Annotated in this window: 25 protein-coding genes and 1 tRNA gene; 18 read left to right on the plus strand and 8 right to left on the minus strand. The window is 60.2% G+C overall.

Annotated elements, in window-relative coordinates; all coding sequences use genetic code 11:
- From AACY19_RS17785 to AACY19_RS17820, 8 genes are all read left to right on the plus strand, one after another.
- Positions 1-281 (plus strand): phage major tail tube protein (locus AACY19_RS17785; protein WP_339452398.1); only part of this gene is annotated, 281 nt, incomplete at its 5' end.
- A gap of 13 nt (positions 282-294) precedes the next feature.
- Positions 295-894 carry a phage tail assembly protein gene (locus tag AACY19_RS17790; RefSeq protein WP_339452400.1) on the plus strand — a complete coding sequence of 200 codons (600 nt, stop codon included), beginning with the start codon at positions 295-297 and terminating at the stop codon, positions 892-894.
- A 150-nt stretch (positions 895-1,044) separates the two neighbouring features.
- Positions 1,045-3,684 carry a phage tail tape measure protein gene (locus tag AACY19_RS17795; RefSeq protein WP_339452402.1) on the plus strand — a complete coding sequence of 880 codons (2,640 nt, stop codon included), beginning with the start codon at positions 1,045-1,047 and terminating at the stop codon, positions 3,682-3,684.
- Between the two features lie 9 nt (positions 3,685-3,693).
- Positions 3,694-4,539, plus strand: coding sequence for a phage tail protein (locus tag AACY19_RS17800; protein WP_339452404.1), 846 nt, complete (start codon positions 3,694-3,696; stop codon positions 4,537-4,539).
- Positions 4,514-4,720 (plus strand): tail protein X, encoded by a 207-nt coding sequence (locus tag AACY19_RS17805; RefSeq protein ID WP_339452406.1) that lies wholly within the window; start codon positions 4,514-4,516, stop codon positions 4,718-4,720. Before AACY19_RS17800 ends, AACY19_RS17805 begins: the two co-directional genes overlap by 26 nt.
- Positions 4,721-4,791: 71 nt before the next feature.
- Positions 4,792-5,841, plus strand: coding sequence for a phage late control D family protein (locus tag AACY19_RS17810; RefSeq protein ID WP_339452408.1), 1,050 nt, complete (start codon positions 4,792-4,794; stop codon positions 5,839-5,841).
- A 49-nt stretch (positions 5,842-5,890) separates the two neighbouring features.
- Entirely contained in the window at positions 5,891-6,424 is a 534-nt protein-coding gene (locus tag AACY19_RS17815) for a glycoside hydrolase family 19 protein (protein ID WP_339452410.1), read from the plus strand.
- Complete coding sequence (locus AACY19_RS17820) at positions 6,424-6,945, plus strand: lysis system i-spanin subunit Rz (RefSeq protein WP_339452805.1); 522 nt, start codon at positions 6,424-6,426, stop codon at positions 6,943-6,945. The genes AACY19_RS17815 and AACY19_RS17820 overlap by 1 nt, the downstream gene beginning before the upstream one ends.
- Here the strand turns inward: AACY19_RS17820 and AACY19_RS17825 are convergent.
- The 3 genes from AACY19_RS17825 to AACY19_RS17835 all read right to left on the minus strand — a co-directional run bounded on the left by AACY19_RS17825 (position 6,917) and on the right by AACY19_RS17835 (position 7,828).
- The gene (locus AACY19_RS17825) at positions 6,917-7,243 is read right to left on the minus strand and encodes a hypothetical protein (protein WP_339452412.1); all 327 of its coding nucleotides are present in this window, start codon (positions 7,241-7,243) and stop codon (positions 6,917-6,919) included. The two genes, AACY19_RS17820 and AACY19_RS17825, sit on opposite strands and share 29 nt — an antisense overlap.
- A gap of 78 nt (positions 7,244-7,321) precedes the next feature.
- Positions 7,322-7,531, minus strand: coding sequence for a hypothetical protein (locus AACY19_RS17830; protein ID WP_339452414.1), 210 nt, complete (start codon positions 7,529-7,531; stop codon positions 7,322-7,324).
- Positions 7,532-7,740: 209 nt separating this feature from the next.
- Positions 7,741-7,828, minus strand: a tRNA-Ser gene (locus AACY19_RS17835).
- Positions 7,829-7,951: 123 nt separating this feature from the next.
- Between AACY19_RS17835 and AACY19_RS17840 the strand changes: the two genes are divergently transcribed.
- Together AACY19_RS17840 and AACY19_RS17845 are read left to right on the plus strand one after the other, a co-directional pair.
- Positions 7,952-8,623, plus strand: coding sequence for a Bax inhibitor-1/YccA family protein (locus AACY19_RS17840; protein ID WP_095118699.1), 672 nt, complete (start codon positions 7,952-7,954; stop codon positions 8,621-8,623).
- Positions 8,624-9,051: 428 nt separating this feature from the next.
- Entirely contained in the window at positions 9,052-10,407 is a 1,356-nt protein-coding gene (locus AACY19_RS17845) for a hypothetical protein (RefSeq protein ID WP_339452420.1), read from the plus strand.
- A 44-nt stretch (positions 10,408-10,451) separates the two neighbouring features.
- Here the strand turns inward: AACY19_RS17845 and AACY19_RS17850 are convergent, their stop codons facing one another.
- Together AACY19_RS17850 and AACY19_RS17855 are read right to left on the minus strand one after the other, a co-directional pair.
- On the minus strand, positions 10,452-10,781 hold the full coding sequence (locus tag AACY19_RS17850) for a YceK/YidQ family lipoprotein (RefSeq protein WP_339452422.1): 330 nt from the start codon (positions 10,779-10,781) through the stop codon (positions 10,452-10,454).
- Between the two features lie 58 nt (positions 10,782-10,839).
- Positions 10,840-11,277, minus strand: a complete 438-nt coding sequence (locus AACY19_RS17855; RefSeq protein WP_339452424.1) for an Lrp/AsnC family transcriptional regulator — start codon at positions 11,275-11,277, stop codon at positions 10,840-10,842.
- Positions 11,278-11,416: 139 nt separating this feature from the next.
- On the opposite strand from AACY19_RS17855, the gene AACY19_RS17860 reads away from it, so the two are divergent.
- Positions 11,417-12,316: a DMT family transporter gene (locus AACY19_RS17860; RefSeq protein ID WP_339452426.1), complete on the plus strand. Its 900-nt coding sequence runs from the start codon at positions 11,417-11,419 to the stop codon at positions 12,314-12,316.
- Here the strand turns inward: AACY19_RS17860 and AACY19_RS17865 are convergent.
- The 3 genes from AACY19_RS17865 to AACY19_RS17875 form a co-directional block, all read right to left on the minus strand.
- Complete coding sequence (locus AACY19_RS17865; protein ID WP_339452428.1) at positions 12,313-14,214, minus strand: acyltransferase family protein; 1,902 nt, start codon at positions 14,212-14,214, stop codon at positions 12,313-12,315. The genes AACY19_RS17860 and AACY19_RS17865 overlap by 4 nt on opposite strands.
- Before the next feature lie 84 nt (positions 14,215-14,298).
- Positions 14,299-15,348, minus strand: a complete 1,050-nt coding sequence (locus tag AACY19_RS17870) for an FUSC family protein (RefSeq protein WP_339452430.1) — start codon at positions 15,346-15,348, stop codon at positions 14,299-14,301.
- A gap of 37 nt (positions 15,349-15,385) precedes the next feature.
- Positions 15,386-17,011, minus strand: a complete 1,626-nt coding sequence (locus AACY19_RS17875; RefSeq protein ID WP_339452432.1) for an NADP-dependent glyceraldehyde-3-phosphate dehydrogenase — start codon at positions 17,009-17,011, stop codon at positions 15,386-15,388.
- A gap of 361 nt (positions 17,012-17,372) precedes the next feature.
- On the opposite strand from AACY19_RS17875, the gene AACY19_RS17880 reads away from it, so the two are divergent.
- The 7 genes from AACY19_RS17880 to AACY19_RS17910 all read left to right on the plus strand — a co-directional run bounded on the left by AACY19_RS17880 (position 17,373) and on the right by AACY19_RS17910 (position 25,120).
- Positions 17,373-17,729, plus strand: a complete 357-nt coding sequence (locus AACY19_RS17880; RefSeq protein ID WP_339452434.1) for a c-type cytochrome — start codon at positions 17,373-17,375, stop codon at positions 17,727-17,729.
- 76 nt (positions 17,730-17,805) lie between these two features.
- Complete coding sequence (locus AACY19_RS17885; protein ID WP_339452807.1) at positions 17,806-19,134, plus strand: D-arabinono-1,4-lactone oxidase; 1,329 nt, start codon at positions 17,806-17,808, stop codon at positions 19,132-19,134.
- Positions 19,135-19,208: 74 nt separating this feature from the next.
- Positions 19,209-20,417, plus strand: a complete 1,209-nt coding sequence (locus AACY19_RS17890; protein ID WP_339452810.1) for a DSD1 family PLP-dependent enzyme — start codon at positions 19,209-19,211, stop codon at positions 20,415-20,417.
- 194 nt (positions 20,418-20,611) lie between these two features.
- Positions 20,612-21,214 carry a transposase gene (locus AACY19_RS17895; protein WP_445262316.1) on the plus strand — a complete coding sequence of 201 codons (603 nt, stop codon included), beginning with the start codon at positions 20,612-20,614 and terminating at the stop codon, positions 21,212-21,214.
- A gap of 56 nt (positions 21,215-21,270) precedes the next feature.
- Complete coding sequence (locus AACY19_RS17900) at positions 21,271-22,869, plus strand: ShlB/FhaC/HecB family hemolysin secretion/activation protein (RefSeq protein ID WP_339452437.1); 1,599 nt, start codon at positions 21,271-21,273, stop codon at positions 22,867-22,869.
- Positions 22,870-22,883: 14 nt separating this feature from the next.
- Entirely contained in the window at positions 22,884-24,683 is a 1,800-nt protein-coding gene (locus tag AACY19_RS17905; protein WP_339452438.1) for a DUF2341 domain-containing protein, read from the plus strand.
- A gap of 11 nt (positions 24,684-24,694) precedes the next feature.
- Positions 24,695-25,120: an ExbD/TolR family protein gene (locus AACY19_RS17910; RefSeq protein WP_115147927.1), complete on the plus strand. Its 426-nt coding sequence runs from the start codon at positions 24,695-24,697 to the stop codon at positions 25,118-25,120.

The raw sequence follows: 25,120 nt of genomic DNA on the forward strand, positions 1-25,120 counted from the left end.
CTGACGGCACGGCGTTCAACGCCACGTTCCGAGGTGCCTTCAAGGGCCAAAAGGGCGCGGTGACAGCGGTCGTTGCCACTCTGCGCGGTCGCCTCAAAGAGGTCGATCTCGGTGACTGGAAAGCCGGCGATCCGGCCGAGATCAAACACGCTGTTGCGGTCACGTACTACAAGCTCGAAATCGACGGGCGCCTGATGTACGAAATCGACATGGTCGCCGGCATTCAGGTGATCGACGGCACAGACCAACTGCTCGAAGTGCGCAACGCGCTCGGCCTGTAAGGAATAGATCCAGATGACTCAAGTAATCGCTAAAAACCTGCCGGCCTGGCTGTCGCTCACTGCTCTCGGTGCCGTCGTGACCCTGACCCGTCCAAGCCAAGCCAATAGCATCGACGTCGAGACGTTGAACCTGCGCAACCCGACGGTGCGTGAAGTGCGTGCGGCTGATCGTGCTGCCAACGGCGATGATGAACAGCGCGAACTGATGCTGTTCGCCGGTCTTGCCGAAGTCGGACTGAAGGATCTGGAAGGCCTCAAACTGACGGATTATCGCCGCGTGCAAACGGCGTATTCGCACCTGGTACCGAAAACCGATTATTCGGACTCGATGCCGGCGTGGTTGTCGCTGACCACCGACCAGGTACTGGTGACGCTCTCGTGTCCGAGTGAAATCAACGGCGTGACCGTCGACAAGTTGGCCTTGCGTTCGCCGACCGTGGGCGATGTGCGGGCGGCCAACCGTGAGGTGGGTGGCGACGATGAGCAGCGCGAGCTGGTGTTGTTTGCTGCGTTGTCCGGCGCGTCGGTAGCGGATCTGGAGGGGCTGAAGCTGGTGGATTTTAACCGCTTGCAGGCCGGCTATTTTCGCATGGACAACGACGACGGGCTTTAACCCCAACGTTATCAAGTCGGCGGCGAAACGTCTGGCGGCGGAAACCGGATTTTCCGCCGCTGAAATCCAGTCGATGCCGTTTGCGGAAATGGTGTGGTGGCTCACGGATTGAGTCGCCATCGGTAGTGCTTGGCACATGGGGGCCATGACATGGCAAACAAACTCGCCCTCGGGCTGGTGATCGGCGGCGCCGTCAGTTCCACGGTCGGTGCCGCGTTCAAGGACGTGACCGGGCGCATCAAGCGCCTTGAGGCAGAAGGCAACAAAGCGCGGGTGCTGCAGCGCACGATTGGCGACACCATCCGCCTGCGCGAAGAATGGAAAAAGGCTCACGACACCGGCGCGGCCGGTGCGTCCAAGTTACTCAACCGTTTGAACTCAAACCTCGACAGCCTGAAAAAGCAGGGGATCGAGGTCGGCCGGCTGGAAAAAGCCTATCGCTCGATGGGGCAGACGGCCAACAAGGCCGAGCTGAAAGCCAAGGGGCATCAGCAGATTGGTTCTGGCGTAAAGGGCATGAAGGGCGCCGTCGGTGCGGCGGTGGTCGGTGTCGGTGCCATGGCGGTACCGGCCAAGGTCAGCGCGGATTTTGGCGCGATTGTCCGTGACATCGCGATCAAGGCCGGCATTGCCAATAAGCCGCAAGAACAGGAGATGTCGCGCAAGATCATCGACACGTCACGCGACACCGGCATGGCGCGCAACGATGTGGCCGACGTGGTCAATCAGTTGGTCGGCGCCGGTATGGACTTGAGCAAGGCGCTGGAATACGCGCCTGTCGCGGCCAAGTTTGTCGTGGGGCAGGGATCCAGCGGCGTCGACACGGCGAAGATGATCAACGCCCTGGGGCAGAACGCCAAAATCACCGACCCCAAGCAAATGCAGCAGGCGCTGGAGGCGATTGCCTACCAAGGGCAGGCTGGCAGCTTTGAAGCGACCGACATGGCCAAGTGGTTTCCGGAGCTGTTGGCCAACATGGCCAGCAACGGCATCACTGGCCTGGATGCGGTGACGCAATTGGGCGCCATGTTGCAGGTTCAGATGAAGCAGGCCGGCAGTTCGGACGAAGCGGCCAACAACCTGAAAAACTGGATGGGCAAAATCGGTTCGACCGATACGGTCAAGGCTTACGAAAAAGCCGGGATTGATTACAAGGGATCGATGCAGACCGGTTTGCAAAACGGTATGTCCACGCTTGAGACCAGCATGGCGCTGGCTCAGAAATACATTCAGGCGACCGATCCGAAGCGTGCGGCGAAAATGGCTGAGGCCACGGCAAAAATCAGCGAGCAAGCCGATCCTGAAAAAGCCAAGGCCATGATGGCTTCGCTGGAAGAATCCTTGCGTACTGGCGACCTGTTCGCCGACATGCAAGTTAAGGCCGCACTGTCGGCCTACATGCAGAACAAGGCGCTGTACAGCCAGCTCAAAAACGATTCGCGTGACGCCACCGGGATCCTCGACAAGAACCTCGCCGAGCGGCGCGAGACGTCATCGCAGAAATGGGCGGAAATGGCCCAGTCAATGGACGACGCCATGCGCAGCATCGGCGATGCCTTGCGCCCGGTGACGGACACCGTGGCCGCGTCGTTGACCAAGGTTACTAAAGGCATTACTTCGTTGACGGATAGTGCGCCCGGGGTGGTTGCCGGTATCGCCACGGTCGGGGCGGGGCTGATCGCCTTAAAAGGTATCTTCAGCACGATCAAGATCGGCAAGGGGTTGCTAAACCTTGCGCGTGGGTCGCGCGGTGGCAGGAATGGGAGCGAAACCCCAAATAAAAACCCGGGAGAACTTGATCTGGTAGCGACTGGCCTGGATGTTGTTTCGCGGGTGAAGGAAGCGGCAACAGGCGGTGGCCTTGGTACTGACAGTGGCGCAGGTAACGACGGCGTCAAGAAGGTTTTCGTCGTCAATGCCGGCGCTATGGGTGGCGGTGTGGATGCGTCGGGCGAATCGCGTCGACGTGGGCGTGGGTCAAGGCGCAGCGCTCGGCGCCGGTCATTGCCGAGTTCGAGAGGTCCTCGCCCGTCTGTGCCTCGTCCACCTGTTCCGGCTCCGCGTCCCCCTGTTTCGATCCCATCGCCATCAGTCCCTTCCGTTCCAAGTGGGGCGTTGTCCAAGCTCGGTGTCGTCGCAGGAACCGTCGGTAAGGTCGGCAAAGCGGCCAAGGTCATTCCTGGCGGCACGCTGCTGGAGTCCGGCGCGATGGCTTTTGAAACCTTTCAAAACGCCAAGACCAAGGACGAAAAAGCCGAAGGTTACGGTTCGGCCGCTGGCAATCTGGCCGGCACCATGGCCGGTGCTGCAGCGGGCGCGGCTATTGGTTCGGTGGTGCCGATTATCGGCACCGCTATCGGCGGCATGATCGGTGCTTACCTGGGCAGTCAGGGCGGTGCGGCGCTGGGCGGATCGTTGGGTAAATCGCTGTTCGGTGGCGAGGATGAAAAGCCCGAACAAACGGCAAAGGCGCCGGTGCCAGTCACGCCGCTCATGATGGCGTCAGCGGCGCAGCAAGGCCCGGTGCTGGGGGATGTCGCGCGCTCGATGGCGGTGACGGCGCCGCTCAAGTCGGCGGCGCTGGCTATCCAGCCCAAGGAGCCGGCGAAGGCGGAGCCGACCAAGGTGGATCAGCAGTTTCAGTATTCACTGAGCATGCCGGTAACCGTGCAGGGCGATGTCAAAGACCCGCAAACCTTGGCGCAGGATTTGATGCCGCACATGCAACGAATGATGGCGGACGCGGCGAAGAGTAACGCTGCCAAGCTGTACGACGAACCCCATGTCTAAGGAGGTTTCATGGCTTACATGGAGCAGATGCAATCAAGTCTGAAGTATCTGGTGGAGGCGGCGGAAACCGGGCGGCGTAGCGCGGATGGCATGCTGAGCCCGGTCAACGGTGCGATCCGCGAGCTGACCGGTGCCGCGTCCGAGCTGGAGAATATCCCGTTTGTCGGGCCGGCTATCGGCGCCAAGCTTCAGCGGGTTATGCGCGGCGTCGACGCGGCTCAAGCCAAGGTCGGTCAGGTGGTGGCGGTGTACGGCCGCGCCACTCGGGCGGCCGCCGAGGTGCAGGAACGGTTAGGGACGTTGGAGGAACAGGCGGGCAAGGCGGCCACGGCGATCAACAACGTCGCCGGCAAAGTCAGCCCGGCGCTGGCCAACATCGTGCCCACCAGTTCCTTTGCTGGGGAGGCCACGCCGGCGCCGGAGGCGGTGAAGCCGTTCCCGCATCTGATGATCATTCAGCCGCGCGATCCGAAGATTGAGCCGTATTACTTCAACCTGGACACGGCCGCTTTCGACGAGCTGAGTCGTTCGACCGAATTCCGCTGGGCTTCGCAGGAGCGGCTGACGCGCCGGCCGGCGAAGCAGGCCATCGGTATGGGGGATGAAAAGTTGACGCTCAAGGGCACGATCTATCCGGGCTTCAAAGGCGGTTTAAAGCAGCTCGACACGCTGCGTTCCATCGGGGCCAGGCTGCAACCGCTGACCCTGACCACGGGCTATGGCGAGGTGATCGGGACGTGGTGCCTGAAAAACATCAACGAGGAACAGTCCGCGCTGCTGCACGGCGGGATTGCTCGCAAACAGGGTTTCACTTTGGAGTTTGAGCGCTATGGCGACGACATGCAGGACGTCTGATGGCGACATGCTCGATGTTATTTGCAACAACGTTTACGGCCATCTGAATGGCAGTGTCGAGGCCGTGCTCGATGCCAATCAGGGGCTGGCGGATGAGCCTCAGCCGTTCCGGTCGGGCGTGATTATCGTCCTGCCGGATCTGCCGAGTCCGACCAGTGAGGGCATCAGTTTGTGGGATTAATTTTGGCCGATGCCCAGTGACGCGTTGTTTTTCTAACCCGCCTTGTGCGGGTTTTTTATTGGAAAAAATCCATGACTCCGATGTTTCGAATCGTCGCCGATGGCACCGATGTCACGGCCAAGATCAATGATCGGCTGTTGTTACTGCGTACCTCTGACAAGCCGGGCATGGAGTCCGACGAGTTTGAGTTGCGTATCGACGACCGTGATGGGCAAGTGCAATTGCCCCGGCGTGGCAGCGCAATCGAGATCTACCTGGGCTATGCCGAAAGGACCTTGACGCGTATGGGCAGTTACACCGTCGACACGGTCGAGGTGTCAGGCCCGCCGAACACGATCATGATCAAGGGCAAGGCCAGCGACATGCGTGGCAGTGGTAAAACCATCCGTAGCGGGAGCTGGGAAGGCGTGCCGCTGTCGAAGATCGTGGCTGACGTAGCCGCGCGCAATGGCTGGACGCCGGTGTGTCCGGTGTCGACCAAGGTCGCTCGGGTCGACCAGCTCAACGAGTCCGATTTCAATTTCATCACGCGTCTGGCCAAGCAGTACGACTGCACGGCCAAGGTCGCTGACGGCAAGCTTTTGGTGATGCCCCGCCAAGGTGGTCAGACTGCCAGCGGCAAAGCATTTGGCGCTATCACGCTGACCCGCAGTGACCTTAGCCGCTGGCAATTCAGTCTCGGTGATCGCAACTCACACAAGGCGGTGGCGACCAAGCATCAGGACAAAAAGAACGGCAAGTTGGCGGTGGTCACCATCGACAACGACGATGCGCCGGACGGGCTGCCGGCAGTGCATACCGACCGCCATATCTACCCAGACAAGGGCGCTGCTGAAGCGGCCGCCAAGGCCCGTCTTTCCGCGTTCAACCGCTCGACCGCCGATGTGCGGCTTGAGATGCCCGGTCGCACGGACATCTTCGCCGAGCGTCCCATCATCGCTCAGGGTTTCAAGGTAGGGCTTGATGGTGAATACCTGGCGGATTCGGTCGAGCAGGTATTCACCCAGTCGGGCTGGTCCACCACGGTCGAATGCAATGCTGGCAAAGCCGGTAAATCCAAGAGCAAGAAAAAGAAAGGGCCAAAACCACCCCTCAAGGTGGTGAACATCGAGAAGCAATAGCCGCATCCCATCGCCGCCTGAGTGCGGCTTTTTTACGTCTGGAGTTTGTATGTCCATCACTGAACAACAGCTGCAAAGCATCATGCCTAACGCCCGCCGCCAAGCGGGCGTTTTTGTTCCTGTCCTGAATACAGCAATGCAGCGCTACCAAATCGTCGGTAGAAAGCGCGTTGCCGCATTCATCGCCCAGCTCGGCCATGAGTCGGGACAGCTGCGCTACGTTCGCGAGATCTGGGGACCGACCCCGGCTCAAGCGAAATATGAGGGGCGAGCAGATCTGGGCAATACCCAACCCGGTGATGGTTCGAAATATCGTGGCCGGGGCCTGATCCAGATTACAGGCCGGGCGAACTATATCGCGTGCGGCGAGGCGCTAGGCCTCGACCTGATCACTCAGCCGGAGCTGCTGGAACTGCCCCAATACGCAGCCATGTCAGCAGCGTGGTTCTGGAAGCAGAACGGGCTGAACGATTTGGCTGACCGAGACCAGTTCAACACCATCACCCGCCGTATTAATGGCGGTCTGAATGGTTTACAGGATCGACTGGAGATCTGGTCGCGAGCGCGGGCGGTGCTGGTGTGATCGCTGTCCCGTGGAAAACAGTCGGCGTGCTTACGCTGGTACTGATCGGCATTGGCAGTGCTTGGCGGTTTCAGGACTGGCGGTACGGGCGGCAACTGGCCGAGCAGGAGCGGTTGAATGCCGAAACCCTGAATCAACTGAGCCAGGCCGCGGCCGCTGCGCAGAAGGCTGAGCAGGATAGGCGCCTCGCGCTTGAGCAACGGCTGGCGGCCAGTGAGCAAACCCACTTCGAGAAAATGACCGATGCTAAAAATAACCAAGATCGCCTGCGTGATCGCCTTGCCACTTCTGATCTTCGGCTGTCAGTCCTCCTCGACGCAGGTTCAGCCGGTGGCTGTTCAGTGCCTGCCACCGCCGGCGCCGGCGGCGTGGATCATGCAACAGTACGCGCCCGACTTGACCCAGCGCATGCTCAACGAATTATCGCCATTACCGACACCGGCGACCGGGGGCTGATCGCGCTGCAGGCTTGTCAAGCATACGTGAGGGCAGTTAGCTATTCCGATCCCGCGCATCCCTGAGAAGGCGCTGATTTTCTTGGAAGAGATGGTCTCTCTGATGCGACACGTCAGCGAATCTGCGTTTTTCGCTCAGCAAATCTCCCTCGGCGTATTGAAGCTTTGCCCTGAGGGAATTTCTCTCTTGCGCTAACGCATCGTTGTCTCGAACCATTCGGTCAATATTTGCCAGTGCGCGGTTGAGATTCAAGGTGAGCGCCTCGAATTCATTCTCATACATCCGCAACTGATGCCGGCAGGTTTCGAGCGAATTCGGGGTGCCGAGCCAATCGTCGGTGTCTTCTATGTAGAGGGGGTCCACTGGTATGCCTTGCTGAATACTGTTTGCATGTACAGTAATCGAGGCAATACCAGCGGGCCAGTGTAAGGCGACGAGCTGTCAGTCAGGCGTCAACAAAACGGCGAGCGTCATTTTGATGAATTCCTCATTCCGATCTATTGCACTCAGCGACTCGCGAACGTTTTCCGCGACGTCGGCGGATCCGCGCTGTTCCACCCAGAGGGTGAGCTCCATGATGGCTGCCTCTAGGGCGAGCTGGTTTTCGTTGATCTTGGCGAGCAGGGAAGGGAGCAGATCAGAGTTGGACATTGCGGTTTCCTCCGTGAAAGAACCCAGCGTAGCACCGTGTTACATGAGGAGTGTTGTAAGTTCGGCAGGACGCCGGAGAGGGGAGTTAAAAGCTCTTAGTTATGGAACGCATCCAGAATAGTTATGGAACACTTCCTGATGTCAGCAGAATTTCTTGAATGCCAGAAACGACAAAGCCCTGAATAATCAGGGCTTTGTTGTACATAAGATGGCGGAGGCGATGGGATTCGAACTCATGGACCTGTTACAGTCGACGGTTTTCAAGACCGTTGCCTTAAACCACTCGGCCACACCTCCGTTTGCGTTGCGGGCGCCATAATACCTGAATGAAACACACTGTCAAACTCTGTGCATGGCTTGTTACAGAGCGTCTGTTATGATCTTTGCGACTGAACGTTTCAAACCAACAGGAGTGTCGCCATGCGCGAACAGGATTACGCAGTTAATAACAGCGTGCAGGCTGAGCAGCTAGAGGTTAGCCGCGTCCTGCGCAACACTTACGGTCTACTGGCCCTGACCCTCGCATTCAGCGGCGTGATGGCTTTCGTGGCCCAGCAGATGCGGGTTGGCTATCCGAACATTTTCGTGGTGCTGATCGGCTTCTACGGGCTGTTCTTCCTCACCAACAAACTCCGTGATTCCGCGTGGGGCCTGGTGTCCGCGTTTGCGTTGACCGGTTTCATGGGCTTCCTGCTCGGCCCGATCCTCAACCGTTACCTGGGCATGCAGGGCGGGGCTGAAGTGGTCAGCTCGGCCTTCGCGATGACGGCACTGGTATTCGGTGGTCTGTCGGCTTACGTGCTGATCACCCGCAAGGACATGAGCTTCCTCGGTGGCTTCATCACCGCCGGTTTCTTCGTTCTGCTGGGTGCAACGCTGGCGAGCTTCTTCTTCCAGGTCAGCGGTCTGCAACTGGCGATCAGCGCAGGTTTCGTGCTGTTCTCGTCGGTGTGCATACTGTTCCAGACCAGCGCCATCATTCATGGCGGCGAGCGTAACTACATCATGGCGACCATCAGCCTGTATGTATCGATCTACAACCTGTTCGTCAGCTTGTTGCAGATCTTCGGCATCATGAGCCGCGACGACTGATTGCAATCACCGTTTCAGCAAAAAACCCGCTTCGGCGGGTTTTTTGTTGTCCGCTGAAAAAAGCGATAGTGGCCTTTTACTTTTAAATTGATCTGAAAATAGTGGCGTCTTCGCGGAAATCGCCTACACCTGTAACCAAGGATGAACAGCAAGTCTCATCGACAGGAGTCGGTATGCACATTCCCTCGCGAATCCCCTGACCTCTGAATGGCTGAAACCTGCTCGCCAGGCCTGTTTGTCGCGGCCTTTTCGTGTGCTCGTTCGCCGCACAAAACCAAGGAGGTGCCCCACCCAAAAGCAGATGCCACCGTGAACCCGCCCGGCCATTGAACCGGGGAACCCTGATATCAAAAAAATAATGGAGGCCCTGTTGCCAGGGTATGAGACCTGAGCCATGGCAGGCGTTGTCCCAATCAAGGAGATCATCGATGAACCAGCCTCAAGGAAAACTCACCGCATTAACGCTCACCACCGCGCTGTTCAGTGCGTCGAGCTTCGCCGGCGTCTATCCGGATTTCGGCTATCCACCCCCCAGCAGTCAATACTCCGGTCCGTTGTTCGAGTTGAGCCAGAATTACCCCGTGAAACCGCCGCAGACACCGCTGCCGGGGTTCTTCAAAAAACTGCCGACCAAGCCGAACAACGACTTTGAAACCTGGCGCGCCTACATGGAGGACGTGAAAGCCTACTGCCTCGAAGGTAACGTCGAAGTCGATTGGAATGTGCAGAAGAACAAGCTGCGCCAGTGGTATCACATGCCGTGGCAGCACTACGGCCCGCTCGGCCGCGAAGGCATTCATGGCCTGACCAAGGAAGCGCAGATCCAGGTCAAGCAACTTGCCGCCACGCAAACCGCCACAGGTCAGACCTACGCGGTGGGCATCTACAACGACATCGGTGCCTACACCATCGGCCAGGTCTGGAAAGACCCGAACAATCCTGACCCAAAATACACCTCCGCCCCCAACAGCTTCCCTGACGGCACCGTCGTCTGCAAAGCGTTGTTCGCGGATATCGACCGCAGCACCGTGCCGTTTCTGGTCAACCCGGTGCTGTGGAAGGGCTACATCACCGAAACCTTTACCTCGGCCAATCGCAAGGTCAAGGATGTCGCATTGATCCAGATGGACTTCGCTGTGCGCGACGCGCGCATGAGCGACACCGGCTGGATCTTCGGCACCTTCCAGTACAACGGTGAGAAAACCGGCAAGCCGGGCTGGGACAACCTCGTGCCCGTGGGGATCATGTGGGGCAACGATCCGAAAGAAACCGGCAATGACTTCACCAACCCGCAACCGACGCAGACCCGGATCAACCCTGCGTTGCAACAGACGGCCATCAACGCCAATGCCAAAGAGCTGCCACCCACCCATCTGGGCTGGAACGGTCGACTCAACGGCCCGGTGGACAACCCCAACAGCTCCTGCCTGAGCTGCCACGCGACCGCCGAAACGCCGCAAGTGGCGATCATGAACCCGACGTTCCAGGCCAATGCGCCGAAGCCGGGCTCGCCTGAATGGATGAAATGGTTCCAGAACATCCCGGCGGGCCATGCGTTTACACCGGGCACTCAAAGCACCGACTACAGCCTGCAACTGTCGGGTGGTCTGATTAACTACTTTGACTGGAAATGCGACATGAGCGGTGTCTATGTCAACGGCCAGAATGCGTGCAGCAAACCGTCGGACACCCAGCTGAAAATGCTCAAGTCCACCAACAACGCCACGCCGCAGCCAATGCAGAAAGTCATTCGTGACCCGAGCCTGCAACAATTGCTGGAGTAAAAACTGAAAAGCCTGCGCACGTTTCGGCGTGCGCAGGCTTTTGTTCAGTTGATCACGATGCTGCCGTCAGTCTGTTGTTTATAGACGGTGTAGGGCAGTAACAGCGTATCGAGTGCCCCGGACACCACGGCATCGATCAATACCACAGGAATCGCGGCGTTTTTGTAATCGTCGGCATCAACGCCTTTGGCCAGAGGCGCATGCAGGCTGCAAAAATCATAGGCGAGGCCGCTGTAGACTCTGGGCACCGCCCCGCAATAACTCTTCTGTTCCTTGAGACTGTCCACCGCGACCTGATCATCGCGCATCACGGTCTGTACCGTTCCGCAACCGACCAGTGTCAACGCGGCCAGCACCATTGCCTGAATTCTCATCACCGCCAATCCTTCGCCGGAAAAACCTCAATCTACGTGGAAAGTGCAGAAAAAGCACTCAGGCCATTGGAGGTAAACGACGCTTGACCGGGGTCTTCTTGACGATGGCAGTATTGGTTTCCGCCAAGGTGTTGAGGCGGTCGAGCAGGGTGTCCAGTTGTTCCATCGAGCGCACGTGCAAGCGGGCGATGAAGCAGTCTTCGCCGGTCACCTTGTCGCATTCGGTGAACTCCGGAATCGCAAGGATCTGCCGTTCCACTTCCTGCAATTGCCCTGGCAGTGGCCGCACCCGAACAATCGCCTGCAATTGATAACCGAAACATTTCGGATCGATCTCGACGGTGTAGCCCTTGAGCACACCGCGTTCCTCCAGCCGACGCAAGCGCTCGGCCACGCTCGGTGATGACAGTCCGCTGATCTGCGCCAGGGCCTTGAGCGAGCGCCGCGAATCCTCCATCAACGCGCCGATGAGGAGCTGGTCAATATCGTCAGTCATGGCAAATCTCCAGCGTTAGGCGAATCACGGAAACCACCCTCGATAAAAAAGGCAGATGCCGAGTTTAGCCTGCTTTTTGCGCTGGAGTGCCTAGCAGCTCGCTTGGCATACTTTTGCTCACTTGCTGAGGAGATTGATGATGGACAAAACACTCCGTCGCGGCTCATTTGAAATGACCGCGGCCATGCTGATATCCGGGACGATTGGCTGGTTTGTGCTGGTGTCCGGGCAACCGGTGCTCGATGTGGTGTTCTGGCGCTGCGTATTCGGTGCCGGCACCTTGCTATTGATTTGCGCGGCGTTCGGCTTCCTGCGGCCAGGGATTCTCACGCGCACAACGTTCCTGCTGGCGGTGCTCAGCGGGGCGGCCATCGTCGGTAACTGGGTGCTGTTGTTCGGCTCTTATTCGCGGGCTTCGATTGCCATCGGCACGGCGGTGTACAACGTGCAGCCATTCATGCTGGTGGGCCTGGCGGCATTGTTTCTCGGCGAAAAAATCACCTTGCAGAAGCTGTTCTGGCTGGCGATTTCGTTCATGGGCATGCTGGCTATCGTCAGCGCCCACGGCACTCAGGGCGAGAGCGGTAGTGATTACCTGGTGGGAATCGCCCTGGCGTTGGGCGCGGCGTTGCTCTATGCGATTGCGGCATTGATCATCAAGCGCCTGACCGGCACGCCGCCGCACTTGATCGCTTTGATCCAGGTCTGCACCGGCGTGCTTCTGCTAGCGCCGTTTGCGCACTTTTCCGCGCTGCCGCAAGCGCCTGGTGCCTGGGCCAGTCTGATCACCCTGGGCATCGTTCACACCGGTTTGATGTACGTGCTGCTGTACGGCGCGATCCAGAAATTACCGACGGCATTGACCGGCGCACTGTCATTCATCTACCCGATTGCGGCGATCTTCGTTGACTGGTTTGCCTTTGGCCACCGTCTGGAACTCCTGCAATGGCTGGGCGTGGCGGCGATCCTCGTGGCCGCCGCCGGGATGCAACAGGGTTGGGGTTTCAGACCCCGAGCCGAAGTTGTTGCACGGCCCTAGCTGCCCTTGAACACAGTCTTGAACAGGTCTTTCAACTGTTGGTTGCCGGCATCGACCAGGTGGTTGTCATCGAAGTACAGCGGCACACCGTTTCTTGAGCCCATGCAGTTGCCGCCGGGGCAAAGGGCGGGCGTCGGGTCGATCACCGTGGCGTGGCAACGCTTGGCCGCCGCTTCGATGGTGAAGTTGGCGAGCCGATTGCGTTTCTCATAGTCGGCCAGCGGAATCGAGATGTCGGCGGCGTGGCGGAACAGGCGCTGATTGAGATTGAGGCCTTTGTAGACGCTGAACGGCATTTCCGGAATCGGCCGGACGATATAGACCGGGTGATTTTGCGCGATCTCGCAGACGGTTTTGCTGTATTCGGCAATGTACGCATTGATGAATGCCGCATCGCCAGGCTGTGGGTTGTCAGCAAAGTGAATGCGGTAATTGTTGTTTCGCCCCGGATCGGCGTACAGTGCCGCGCGGCTGAACAACACGACCGGGACGCCGGGATATTCGGTTTTCAGCACTTTGAGTTTGGCATCGTTGAAGGCGCGGCATTTGTTCTGGAGATCCTTGTCGCGCATTTCAAAGTCCTGCAGCGCCGGACAACCGCCGCGCGACCAGGACAGCGCGGCGTTGGGATTGCTGATCTGCACGGCGGCGGCTGTCGATTGTGCATGACTGTCGCCGAACAGAATCACCGAAACTTCACCCGTGCCCAGCTTGCAATCTGCCGCTGCGTAGTTATTCGGGTAGCACTCTTGCGAATACAGTTTGCTGGTGTACGCCGGTTGTCCCGCATCGACGAAGGCCAACCGTGCCTCGGGGTATTTTTTCACCAGCGAAGCGGTTGCGGCGGACAGCGCGATCACCCCGACGACCAGCGAGGCAAATTTGAACAGGGTTTTCGGCGCGCTGGTCATTCGCGCCACTTTCGCCTCCACGAAGTAGTACGACAGCCCCCCAAGCGTGAACGAGAGCAAGAGCGCGCCCGCCACATGCGGCCAACTGCCGAGTAAACCGCACAGATACAACAGCACCACCAGCGGCCAATGCCACAGGTATACCGAGTAGGAAATCGTGCCGATAAATTGCAGGGTTTGACTGCGGCTGAAAATCGACTGGCTGTTGCTGTAGATCACCAGCATCGTCCCGATCACCGGCACCAATGCCAGGTAGCCCGGCCAGAGATCGTCCTCCGAGAACACCATCACGCTGACCAGGATCGCTATAAGTCCCGCGACTTCAAAGCTCAGGCGGGTGCGCCGGCCCAGGGTCAGCGGAAACAGAAACACCAGGCCGCCGGCGATCATTTCCCACGCGCGGGTCGGCAGCATGTAAAACGCAAAGACCGGATGGGTTTTGCTCAGCCAGGCTGAAGCTGCGAGGGAAATGGCCGCCAGTGCGAGCAGGGCGATCTTGCTTCGGTGCGCGCCGAGGACGCGGTACAGCCCCATTACCAGAACGGGATAGAGCACGTAGAACTGCCACTCCACCGACAGCGACCAGGTGTGCAGCAACCAGTTTTCGTGGAGGGGCGCGTCGAAGTAGTTGCCGTCTTTGGCGAAGAGGAAATTGGAGCTGAACAGCAGGCTGCTTTTGATCGTGCGGATCGACTCGCGAAAGTCATCCAGCGGCAGGTAGACGTAACCGAAGATCAGCAGCGCCACGCACAGGGTCGCCAGCGCCGGGATGATGCGTCGCGCTCGCGACGCATAGAAACCGGGCAGGGAAAACCGCTGTTGGTGCAGGCCGCTGAAGATGATGCCGGTCATCAGGAAACCGGAGATGACGAAAAACACATCGACACCGGCAAATCCGCCTGCGAAACCCGCAATCCTGAAGTGAAACAGCACCACCGAGAGCACGGCGAGTGCGCGTAACGCGTTGATATTCTTCCTGAACTGCATCTAGGCATCCATGTCACGTCCATTGCGAAGGCGCATTGTAGTGATCATGTCGGCTTTGTTACATGGATATTATTGCCCTGCGCTTCAGATGTTCCAGCGGGGTGCGGTTTTTGCCAGACGCTGGCGCATTTCGCCGATGTTCGCTGCCAGTTGCCGCGTCAGTAGACGATAACCGTCCAGCGCGCTGTACACCGGCGCATCGAGGCTGGCGTCGGGTAAATCCAGCGGACGATCCAGACGTTGCACCGCACCGGTTTTCAGTGCCCGCGCCATGCCGATCAGTTGCACGCGAATCTGCCGGTGCTCGGCTTTCAAGGCGGTTTGCAGGTGGTTCATGGCTTCGGGATCGTTGCTGTCGGGTCGGGTGTTGCCGAGGATTTCGAGGGTGCTGATGCACATGCGCAGATTGCGCTGGATCGCATCCAGTTCGGTCATGGAGATCTTCACTTCCTTGGACACCGACGGCATCAGCGAACGCAGTTGCACCATCACCGCCCCCAGGCGCCCCATCAGCCTCAAGTGTTCATCGGCCCCGACCGGTTCGCCGCTGATGATGCGCCCGTATACCGTGGCGCAATCGCGCAGGGCATCGGCGAGGTTGTAGCGCCACGAATACACGGCGTACAGCGGCAAGGCGAAAGAAAAGGCCAAGGCCAGCGCGATGCCGATGAGGATATCGACGCCGCGCCACAAACCATCGGTGATCGGGTTGTCGCCATGCCCGGCGACGATGAACACGGTGATCGCCGAGAGCAGGGCGGTGTAACCACCCTTGCCGATGGCGTGATAGGAGAAGAATCCGCACACCACCGCCATCGCAAAGTACGTCAGCCACGGCATGCCGAGCCACGCGTGTTGCGCCACCAGCAACAAACCGACGCCGGCACCGATGAGGGTGCCGGTGGCGCGTTCGGCGGCCTTCTTGCCGATGTTGCCGTGGTGCTGCAAGCCGCCAATCACCACCAGCATGGTCACCGAGGCCCATTCGCCATGGGGCAGGTTGATGCCGGTGGTCAACAGAATCGTCGCCAGCAACCCCAGTGCCACCCGCACCGCGTGAATCAGGCGGGCGTGGCGGTAGCGCCGATACGGATCCAGCAGCGGACGCAGGATGCGCTGTAACAGCGGTGGCATTCGGTGGCGGCTGAACGTACTCAGTGCAAAGTCCTCGTCAGAAGATGTAGTCGGTGGTCAGGAAGCTCGAATCACGCCCGCGAATGATCTCGCTGATCAGATCCTTGTTGCTGTCCTGGAACTTGGTCGCGACCAGCGTGCGGATGGAAAACACCCGCAACGCATCGTGTACCGACAGCGTGCCTTCGGCGGAGTTCTTGCGCCCGTTGAACGGGTAAGTGTCCGGGCCGCGCTGGCATTGGGCATTGAGATTGATCCGTCCGACCTGGTTGGCGAACGTGTCGACCAGTCGGCCCACGGCCACCGGGTTGGTGCCGAAGATGCTCAACTGCTGGCCGAAATCCGACTCCAGCACGTAATCGATCACGGTATCGAGATGACGGTAGGGCACGATCGGCACGACCGGGCCGAACTGTTCTTCCTGATAGACGCGCATCTGCGGATTCACGGGGTACAGCACCGCCGGATAAAAAAACGACTCGCGGGATTCGCCACCGTCCGGGTTGACCACTTCGGCCCCCTTGCTGCGCGCATCCGCGACCAGCCCGTGCAGATAATCGACCTTGCCCGACTCAGGCAGCGGCGTCAGCGACACACCGCTGTCCCACGGCATGCCCGGTTTCAGCGTGGCCAGTCTGGCGTTGAATTTCTCGATGAAACTGTCCACGACATCTTCATGGACAAAGAGGATTTTCAGCGCGGTGCAGCGCTGGCCGTTGAACGACAGCGAACCGGTCACCGCCTCGCTGACGGCGTTGTCCAGATCGACTTCCGGCAAGACGATGCCCGGGTTTTTCGCGTCCAGACCCAGCGCTGCGCGCAAGCGGTGCGGTTTGGGGTGCAGCTTCTTCAGGTCACTGGCGGCCTTGTTGGTGCCGATGAAGGCGAAGATGTCGATCTTGCCGCTGGCCATCAGCGCGCTGACGGTTTCGCGGCCGCTGCCGTAGATGACGTTGATCACGCCGGTGGGGAAGCTGTCGCGGAACGCCTCGAGCAACGGGCGGATCAGCAGCACGCCGAGCTTGGCCGGTTTGAACACCACGGTGTTGCCCATGATCAGCGCCGGAATCAGCGTGGTGAACGTCTCGTTCAGCGGGTAGTTGTAAGGGCCCATGCACAGGGCGACGCCGAGCGGCACACGACGGATCTGGCCGAGGGTGTCCTGTTCCAGCTCGAAACGGCTGGAGCGGCGGTCGAGTTCCTTGAGCGCATTGATGGTGTCGACGATGTAGTCGCAGGTGCGGTCGAACTCTTTTTCCGAGTCTTTGAGGTTCTTGCCGATTTCCCACATCAGCAACTTCACCACGGCATCGCGCTGCTGGCGCATGCGGCCGAGGAAGGCTTCGACGTGCTGGATGCGTTCGGCCACGCGCATGGTCGGCCACAGGCCCTGACCACGGTCATAGGCGCGCACGGCGGCGTCGAGGGCGGTGAGGGCAGTGTCCGCATCGAGCAGCGGCGTGCTGCCGAGGATCACTTGTTCGTCACCGTTTTCGCCGTGCAGACAGACCGGGCTGCGCACGGTGGCGAGCGGGCCGTCCCAGCGGCGCAAGTGACCGTCGACGAGGTATTCACGTTGCTCGACCTGGCCGTCGAGGCGGTATTTTTCCGGGATGTCGCTGACAGAAGGGAACAGATTGCCCAGGAAGTTTGCTGTGGTCATGTCGCTACCCCGTGTTGATGTCCGTATGCAGACCAAAAAGTCTCTACAGGTTATACGCCTGAATGCGTCGAAATTTAAACCCGCAAATGTCACCCGAATGTCACGCAAAGGCGCGAAGCAGGGCTTCAGCAGGCATACCCGATTCATGGTGGGAGCGGGCTTGCTCGCGAAGGCGGCGTGCCGGACGACATCAGTATTGAATGATCAGCCCTCTTCGGGAGCGAGCCCCCTCCCACAGTGGAATTTTGCTGTTCCGAATGTTCCTTGCTGGCCCCTGAAGCCCCCATCCCTGTCCCGCAATGCCCTCAACCCGCCGACGCCGCTGCCTTAAGGTGTGACCACAACAATCAGCGAGGCCGTTATGCGGGCAATCCCTCTGACTCTACTGCTGGCGATATCCGTGGCGCTGTCCGGCTGCGGCGAAGACCCCAAACCCCCGGCCAGCACCAACAGCAACGCCATGCCCAAAGACCCGGCGCTCGCGCAGATCTACGCCAACAGCTGTCAGCTCTGCCACGCCAACCCGGCCGCCAACGCGCCGCTCACCGGCGACCGCAACGCCTGGCAACCGCGCATTCAGCAGGGCACCGACACGCTGCTCGACCACACCATCAATGGCTACAACGGCATGCCGCCGATGGGCCAGTGCGTCGAGTGCTCGCAAGAGCAGTTCCTGCAATTGATCGGCTTCATGGCCGACCAGCCCCTCCCTCAATAAGGTGCCCGGCATGACGATGGATCTGACACGGCGTCAGTTGTTGCAACGGGCAAGCATTGTCGGCGCGTTCAGTGCGCTGGCGAGCCAGCCGGCGTTGGCCCAGTTGATACGCGCCCCACGGCTGATTCCATGGCGCAACTGGTCGGGTGGGCAGAGTTGCCTGCCAGCCGCGCGGCTGGCTCCCAAAAATCTCGATGAACTGGTGACCGCTATCCAGCAGGCGCAGGGCAAGATTCGTCCGGTCGGTTCGGCGCATTCCTTCAGCGCATTGGTGCCCACCGACGGCACGTTGTTGTCGCTGAGCTACTTCAGCGGCCTGCTCGATCACGATGCGAAAACCCTGCAAGCCGAATTCGCCGCTGGCACGCCGATGTCCCGCATGGGCCAGCCGCTGAAAGACATCGGTCAGGCCCTGCAAAACATGGCCGACATCGATTACCAGACCCTCGCCGGGGCCATCGCCACCTCGACCCACGGCACTGGCAAAAACTTCCAGTCCTGCTCGGCGCACGTTTGTGGCCTGCAACTGGTGACGGCCAACGGCGAAGTGCTGGACTGCGATAGCCAGCGCCACGCCGAAGTGTTCAACGCCGCTCGCGTCTCCCTTGGCGCGGTCGGCGTCGCCACGAAAATCCGTCTGCAAAACCGCCCGGCCTATCGCCTGCGCGAACGCCAGTGGATCGCCAGAACCGAAGAACTGCTCGAAGACCTCGACAAGAACACCCGTGAAAACCAGCACTGGGAAATGCTCGTCGTCACCCATTCCGACTACGCCTTGTCCATCGCCCTCAACGAAACCGATGACCCGGCCACGCCACCGATCCCGCCCGAAGAGGAGGGCGGCAACGAGTTCGTCACCCTGATCGAGAAGATCGACAAGTACGCCAGCGACTTTCCCGATCTGCGTCGCACGTTGCTCAACAGCCTGCGCCATCTGGCCAGTTTCGATGATCGCGTCGGCGACTCGTTCGACATCTACGCCAACGTGCGCACCGTGCGTTTCAACGAGATGGAATACTCGGTGCCCGCCGAACACGGCCCGGCCTGCCTGCGCGAGATTCTCAAACTGATCCGCGACAAGGACCTGCGCACCTGGTTTCCCATCGAGTACCGTTACGTCAAGGCCGACGACATTCCGCTGAGCATGTTCGAGGGCCGCGACAGTTGCTCGATCTCGGTGCACCAGCATTACCAGATGGATCATCACAATTTTTTCGCGGCGGTCGAGCCGATTTTCTGGAAGTACAACGGCCGCCCGCACTGGGGCAAGTTGCACACGCTCAACGCGAAAAACCTGCAACCGCTGTACCCGCGTTGGCGCGAATTTGTCGACGTGCGCCAGGCGCTGGACCCGCGCGGGCGCTTTCTCAATGCGCATCTGTCATCGATATTGGGGGTGAGCTGATGGCGGTCAATCGACGCAATTTTCTGTTGGGCGCGTTGGGTGTCGGCGCAGTGTTGGTGGGCGTCGGCGCGTGGTTGCGGCCCGGGGATCGGGGAGGGCCGTACAGTGAGTACTTCCGTGCGCTGAACAAGGAATTGAAAGACGCAGGCCCGATGCGCCCGGTGCTGGTGATCGATCTGGATCGCCTCGATCACAACATCGATGTGGTGATGCATTCAGTGCAGCGCGGCGGCAAACAGTTGCGGCTGGTGGAGAAGTCGCTGCCGTCGCCGGGGTTGCTCAGCTACATCGCTCAGCGGGCCGGCACGCAAAGACTGATGTCGTTCCATCAACCCTTTCTCAACCACGATGCGCAGGTGTTCCCGCAGTCGGACATTTTGCTCGGCAAGCCGTTACCGGTGCGTTCGGCAGCGTTGTTTTATCAAGGCCACAAAGGCCCGTTTGAGCCGGCGAAACAGTTGCAATGGCTGCTCGACAGTCCCGAGCGCTTGCAGCAATACCTTTCGCTGGCTCAGGGGCTGGGCACACGGATGCGCATCAACATCGAGCTGGATGTCGGCCTGCACCGCGGCGGTGTCAATGATGTGAATGTCCTTGGGCAGATGCTCACGCTGATCAGCGCCAACCCGCAGCATCTGGAGTTCGCCGGGTTCATGGGCTACGACCCGTTCGTGGGCATGGGCGTGCCGGGGATTCTCGGCTCGCCCGAAGACCTGTTCGCCAAGGTGATGGTGATTTACCAGCGTTGCGTCGACTTCACCCGACAGCAGTTTCCGGCATTGTGGCGGGACGGTTTATGCCTGAACACTGCCGGCAGCCCAAGCTACCGGATTCATGAGAACGAAACGCTCAGCACCGAGGTGTCGGTGGGCACGGCGATGCTCAAGCCGACGCACTACGATCTGCCGTCGCTGGTCGAGCACGAGCCGGCGGTTTACATCGCCACGCCGGTGTTGAAAAGCACCGGCGCGGTGAACATCCCGGCGCTCGATGAGCAATCGAGGCTGTTTTCGTGGTGGGACCCGAATCAGCGTCAGACCTTTTTCATCTACGGCGGCAACTGGATGGCCGAGTTCGAATCGCCCGTCGGTTTGCAAAGCAACAGCGTCTATGGCCGCAGCTCCAATCAGGAGATGGTCAACGGCTCCAGTGCCGTCGGGCTCAACGTGGAAGATCAGGTTTTCCTGCGCCCGACCCAGACCGAAGCCGTGCTCCTGCAATTTGGTGACTTGCTGGCCGTGCGCAACGGCAAGGTCGTCGACACCTGGCCGGTCTACACCTGACTTCCAACCACCAACAATCCCCCAGGATGTGGTGTTGCCTGTTTAATCCCGATCAATCCTGTAATGAAGCTTTTATGACAAAAGTTCGGTAGCCCATAGCCAGTCCGGTCATGCCTATGTAACGCGCTTGAGGTGCCTTTCGGGGCGCTTTTCACAAGCCGAGGCGGGACGCCGGGAGTGAGGCAATGGGGACTATGGAACGCTATTCGAAAGTGGGCATGCAGGAACTCGATCAACGCCTGTCGAAGATCGTCGAAGCCGCGCGCAAGAAGCCGGTTTCGGTGTATCGCTACGGCGCACCGTGGGTCTGGATCGTCTCGCAGGATGACTGGCAGGGCGCCTTGAAAGAGGTGTCGAGCTACATTCCGTCGGGGCATTCGCTGGTGCTGCTGCGTCCGCAGATCGATGACCTGCTCGACGCCCATCAAGGCCTCCTGCACGACCTCAACGCTCAGCCCGGTATGCTGATTCCTGCGCAAACGGTCATGCACATCCTGCTCCTGCAATTGCTGTACTCGGTGCCCAGCGAACAGCAACTGTATGAACAGCTCAACTACAACCTGCTGTTTCGCTGGTTCGTCGGCCTCGGTCTGAACCAGAAAGTCTGGCGTTTCAACGTCCTCAGTCGCGACATCGCCACGCTGCTCAACGAGCCGCGTGCGGTGCAGCTCATTCAGAAAATCATCGGCGAAGTGTTCTGCGGTGCCTTGCTGCAAATGCCCGAGTTCTCGCTGAACTTCGCGCTGTTGCACACGTGGCTGGGCAAACACGCCTGCGCCTCGACAGCCAGCAATTGACGCCATACACGCGGCGTTCGAAACGCCAACAGGTCATCGCGAATTCAGGGGGTAGTGTGGAACCGATTTTCAAGTCACGGCTGGCGCTGTGGGGCTGGCTGCTGGTGACGGCGGGCGCGCAGCCGGCATTGGCCGAAGAAGCTGCCGAAAGCGCAGCGGCGCAGCGTCGGGTCGACGTCAACGAATACTTCGTGCGCGGCAACACCGTGCTCGATGCGCGGGCAATCGAAGAGGCGGTGTATCCGTTTCTCGGCCCGCAAAAAGCCCTCAGCGACATCGAAGGTGCACGCGATGCGTTGCAGAAGGCCTATCAGCAACGCGGCTATCAATCGGTGTTCGTTGAGCTGCCAGAGCAAGCCGTCGCCGATGGCATCGTTTATCTGCAAGTCAGCGAAACCAGGGTCGGGCGGGTGCGCGTGGTCGGTGCGAAACACTATTCGCCGCTGGACATCCGCGACAACGTCCCGGCGCTGAAAGAGGGCGAGGTGCCAGACTTCGCCAAGGTTCAGGGCGAACTGGCGCAACTGAACAAAACCCCGGGCCGACAAGTCATGCCGCTGGTGCGCGAAGGTCAGCGCCCCGGCACCATGGACGTCGATCTGCAGGTCGAGGACAAGAACCCGTGGACCGCCAGCGTCGGCCTCAACAACGACTACAGCGCCGACACGGAAAAGCTGCGCACCGTCACCAGCCTCGGCTACAACAACCTCTGGCAGCTCGGCCATAGCGTCAACCTGACGTTCTTCACCGCGCCGCAGGAAACGGACAACGCCAAGGTCTGGTCGGGCTCTTATACCGCGCCGTTGACCGAACGCTGGAGCGTGCAGTTCTCCGGTTATCAGTCCGACAGCAACGTCGCCACCATCGGCGGCAGCAACGTGCTCGGCAAGGGCCACAGCTATGGCGTCTCGGCGATCTACACCCTGCCATCGACTGGCAACTGGTCGAACTCGCTGTCGGCGGGCATCGACTTCAAGGACTTCGACGAACGCCTGACCCTGTCCGGCGAGAGCGACAAGGTGCCGTTGCAATACGCGCCATTCACTTTCGCCTACAACGGCTATCGCTATAGCGAAAAGAGCCAGCTCGGCCTCGGCCTGAGCCTGGTCGCGGCGACCCGCAGCATTTTCGGTTACGGCAGCTCCGACGAAGATTTCGACTACAAACGCTACCGCGCCAAACCAAGCTTCGCCGTGCTCAAGGGCGATACCAATTACACCTGGACCTTCGACAGCGACTGGCAGAGCGCAAGCAAAGCCGCTTTCCAGTTGGCGTCGGGGCCGCTGGTTTCCAACGAACAATTCTCTGCCGGCGGCGCGACCTCGGTGCGTGGCTATATGGCCGCCGAACGCACCGGCGATGACGGCTTGCTGCTCAGTCAGGAACTGCGCACGCCGTCGCTGGCCAAGTACGCCGGCACGTGGATGCAGGACTGGCGCTTCTACGCCTTCGCCGAAGGCGCGCAACTTTACCTGCGCGACGAACTGCCGGACCAGGACGCCAATTACGCCCTGGCCAGCGTTGGCCTCGGCACCCGTGCCAGCCTGAGCAAATGGCTGTCCGGCAGCCTCGACTGGGGCTACCCGCTACTCGAAGGGCCGAACACCTCGAAACAGGAATCGCGCCTGCACTTCAACCTTCAAGCCACTTTCTGACAAGGAGCACGTTCATGCAGCGCCTCTTTCTTTCGTTGTTGATCTGCCTGGGCTTCGTGCTCCCGGCCACGGCTCAGGCCTGGTGGCAGGACGACTGGCACTACCGCAAACAGATCGCCGTTGACACCACGCCGCAGGGCGCCGGGATCAATCAGGCTCTGGGCCGTACCGCGCTGCTGGTGCGCCTGCACACCGGCAACTTCACCTTCGACGGAGTGAAAGAGGACGGCTCGGACCTGCGCTTCGTCGCCGCCGATGACAAAACCGTGCTCAACCATCAGATCGAAAGCTTCGACGCGTTGATGGGCATGGCGCTGATCTGGGTCGATGTGCCGAATGTCGAGGGCGGTCAGCGCCAGGACATATGGATGTATTACGGCAATCAAAAGGCCCCGGCAACCGGCAACGGCCAACTGACGTTCGACCCCAATTACACCGCGTTGTATCACTTCGACGGCGCCACCGGCACCCCGGCCAAAGACACCACGGCCTACGGCAACACCGCGCAAAGCGCCACCGGCGCGGCGATTGACGGTGTAGTAGGGCGCGCCTTGCAGTTCAGCGGCCAGCCGTTGCTGCTGCCGGCCAGCCCTTCGCTGCAGCACAACGCCGGCAGCGCGTTCACCTTCAGTGCCTGGCTGCGACTGGATCAGGCCAGTGGCGAGCAATTGATTCTCGCCCGTCGCGAAGGCGCCAGCAGTCTGCTGATCGGTGCGAATCAAGGTGTGCCATTCGTTGAGATCGATGGTCAACGTGCGGTCGCCAGTCAAGCGCTGAACCCGGGCCAGTGGCAACACGTCGCGCTGACCGCTGAAGGGGCCAAAGTCACTCTGTACATCAATGGCCGCGAAAGCGCGACGCTCGCCCAAGCGATGCCGGCGTTCAACTCGGTCATGTCCATTGGCGCCGATCTGCACGAAGGGCCGTTCCAGCCGTTCGTGGGCGCCATCGACGAACTGCGCCTGTCGAAAGTCGCCCGTCCCGCGCCGCTGTTGCTCGCCGACGCGACGTCGCAAGGTGCCGAGTCGAAACTGGTGGCTTACGGTGTCGATGAAGAGCAGTCCGGTTTTGGTTTCGGCAGTCTTGGCTTCCTGCTCAACGCCGTGCCGGTGGACGCCTGGGTCATCATCGCGGTGCTGGTGCTGATGATGTTCCAGTCGTGGATCATCATGCTGCGCAAGAACCGCACCCTCAGTCGGGTCAGCGCCGCCAACGAAGACTTCCGCGTGCAATTCGCCAAGGTTGGCACACGTCTGGAGATGTTCGCCGACGACGCGCAACTCGCTCAGCGTTTGCAGCATTCGTCGCTGTGGCGCCTGTATCTGGTGGCGGTGAAAGAGATTCGCACCCGTCGCGAACAGGGCGCCGATACCTCGCAGGTTTCAGCGGCCACCATCGAAGCCATCCGCTGCTCCATGGACGGTGTGCGTACCCGCGAAAACCAGCAACTGAGTTCGAAACTCTCGACCCTGTCCAACGCCATCGCCGGCGGCCCGTACATCGGCCTGCTGGGCACGGTGCTGGGGATCATGGTGGTGTTTCTCGGCACCGCGATGGCCGGCGACGTCAACATCAACGCCATTGCTCCCGGTATGGCCGCTGCGTTGCTGGCAACGGCGATGGGCCTGTTCGTCGCGATCCCCGCGCTGTTTGGCTACAACCGCCTGATCACCCGCAACAAGGAAGTCAGCGCCGACATGCGCGTGTTCGTCGACGAGTTCATCACCCGTCTGGCGGAGATGCATGGCGAGAGCCAGTTCAGTGAGGCGTCGCACCCGCGCGGCCATCACGCCAATCACTCCGTACCGGCCTGAGGAGCACTGACATGGCGTCCGTAAATGCCTCCCACGACGATGACGAAGATGCCGCAGTGGACAGCATCAACATCACCCCGCTGGTCGATGTGCTGATGGTGGTGCTGGTGATGTTCATCCTCACTGCTACCGCACAGGTCTCTGGCATTCAGATCAACCTGCCCAAGGCCAGCGCGTCGGTGTCGCTGTCCGAGGCCAAGACCAAGGCGATCTCGGTCAACGACGGCGGCCAGGTGTTCCTCGACGCTTACCCGGTGACGCTGGCCGAGCTGGAAGAACGCCTGCGCATCGAGAAGGCGCAGAACCCGGACTTCCCGGTGATCGTGCGCGGTGACGCGACGGTGCAGTACCAGAAAGTCATCGAGGTGCTGGATCTTTTGCGCCGGCTCGAACTGTCCCAGGTCGGTCTTGTGACCGGCAAACCGAGTCAGGGCTGA

This window comes from Pseudomonas sp. EA_5y_Pfl2_R50 (genome assembly GCF_963970475.1).
Lineage (GTDB): Bacteria > Pseudomonadota > Gammaproteobacteria > Pseudomonadales > Pseudomonadaceae > Aquipseudomonas.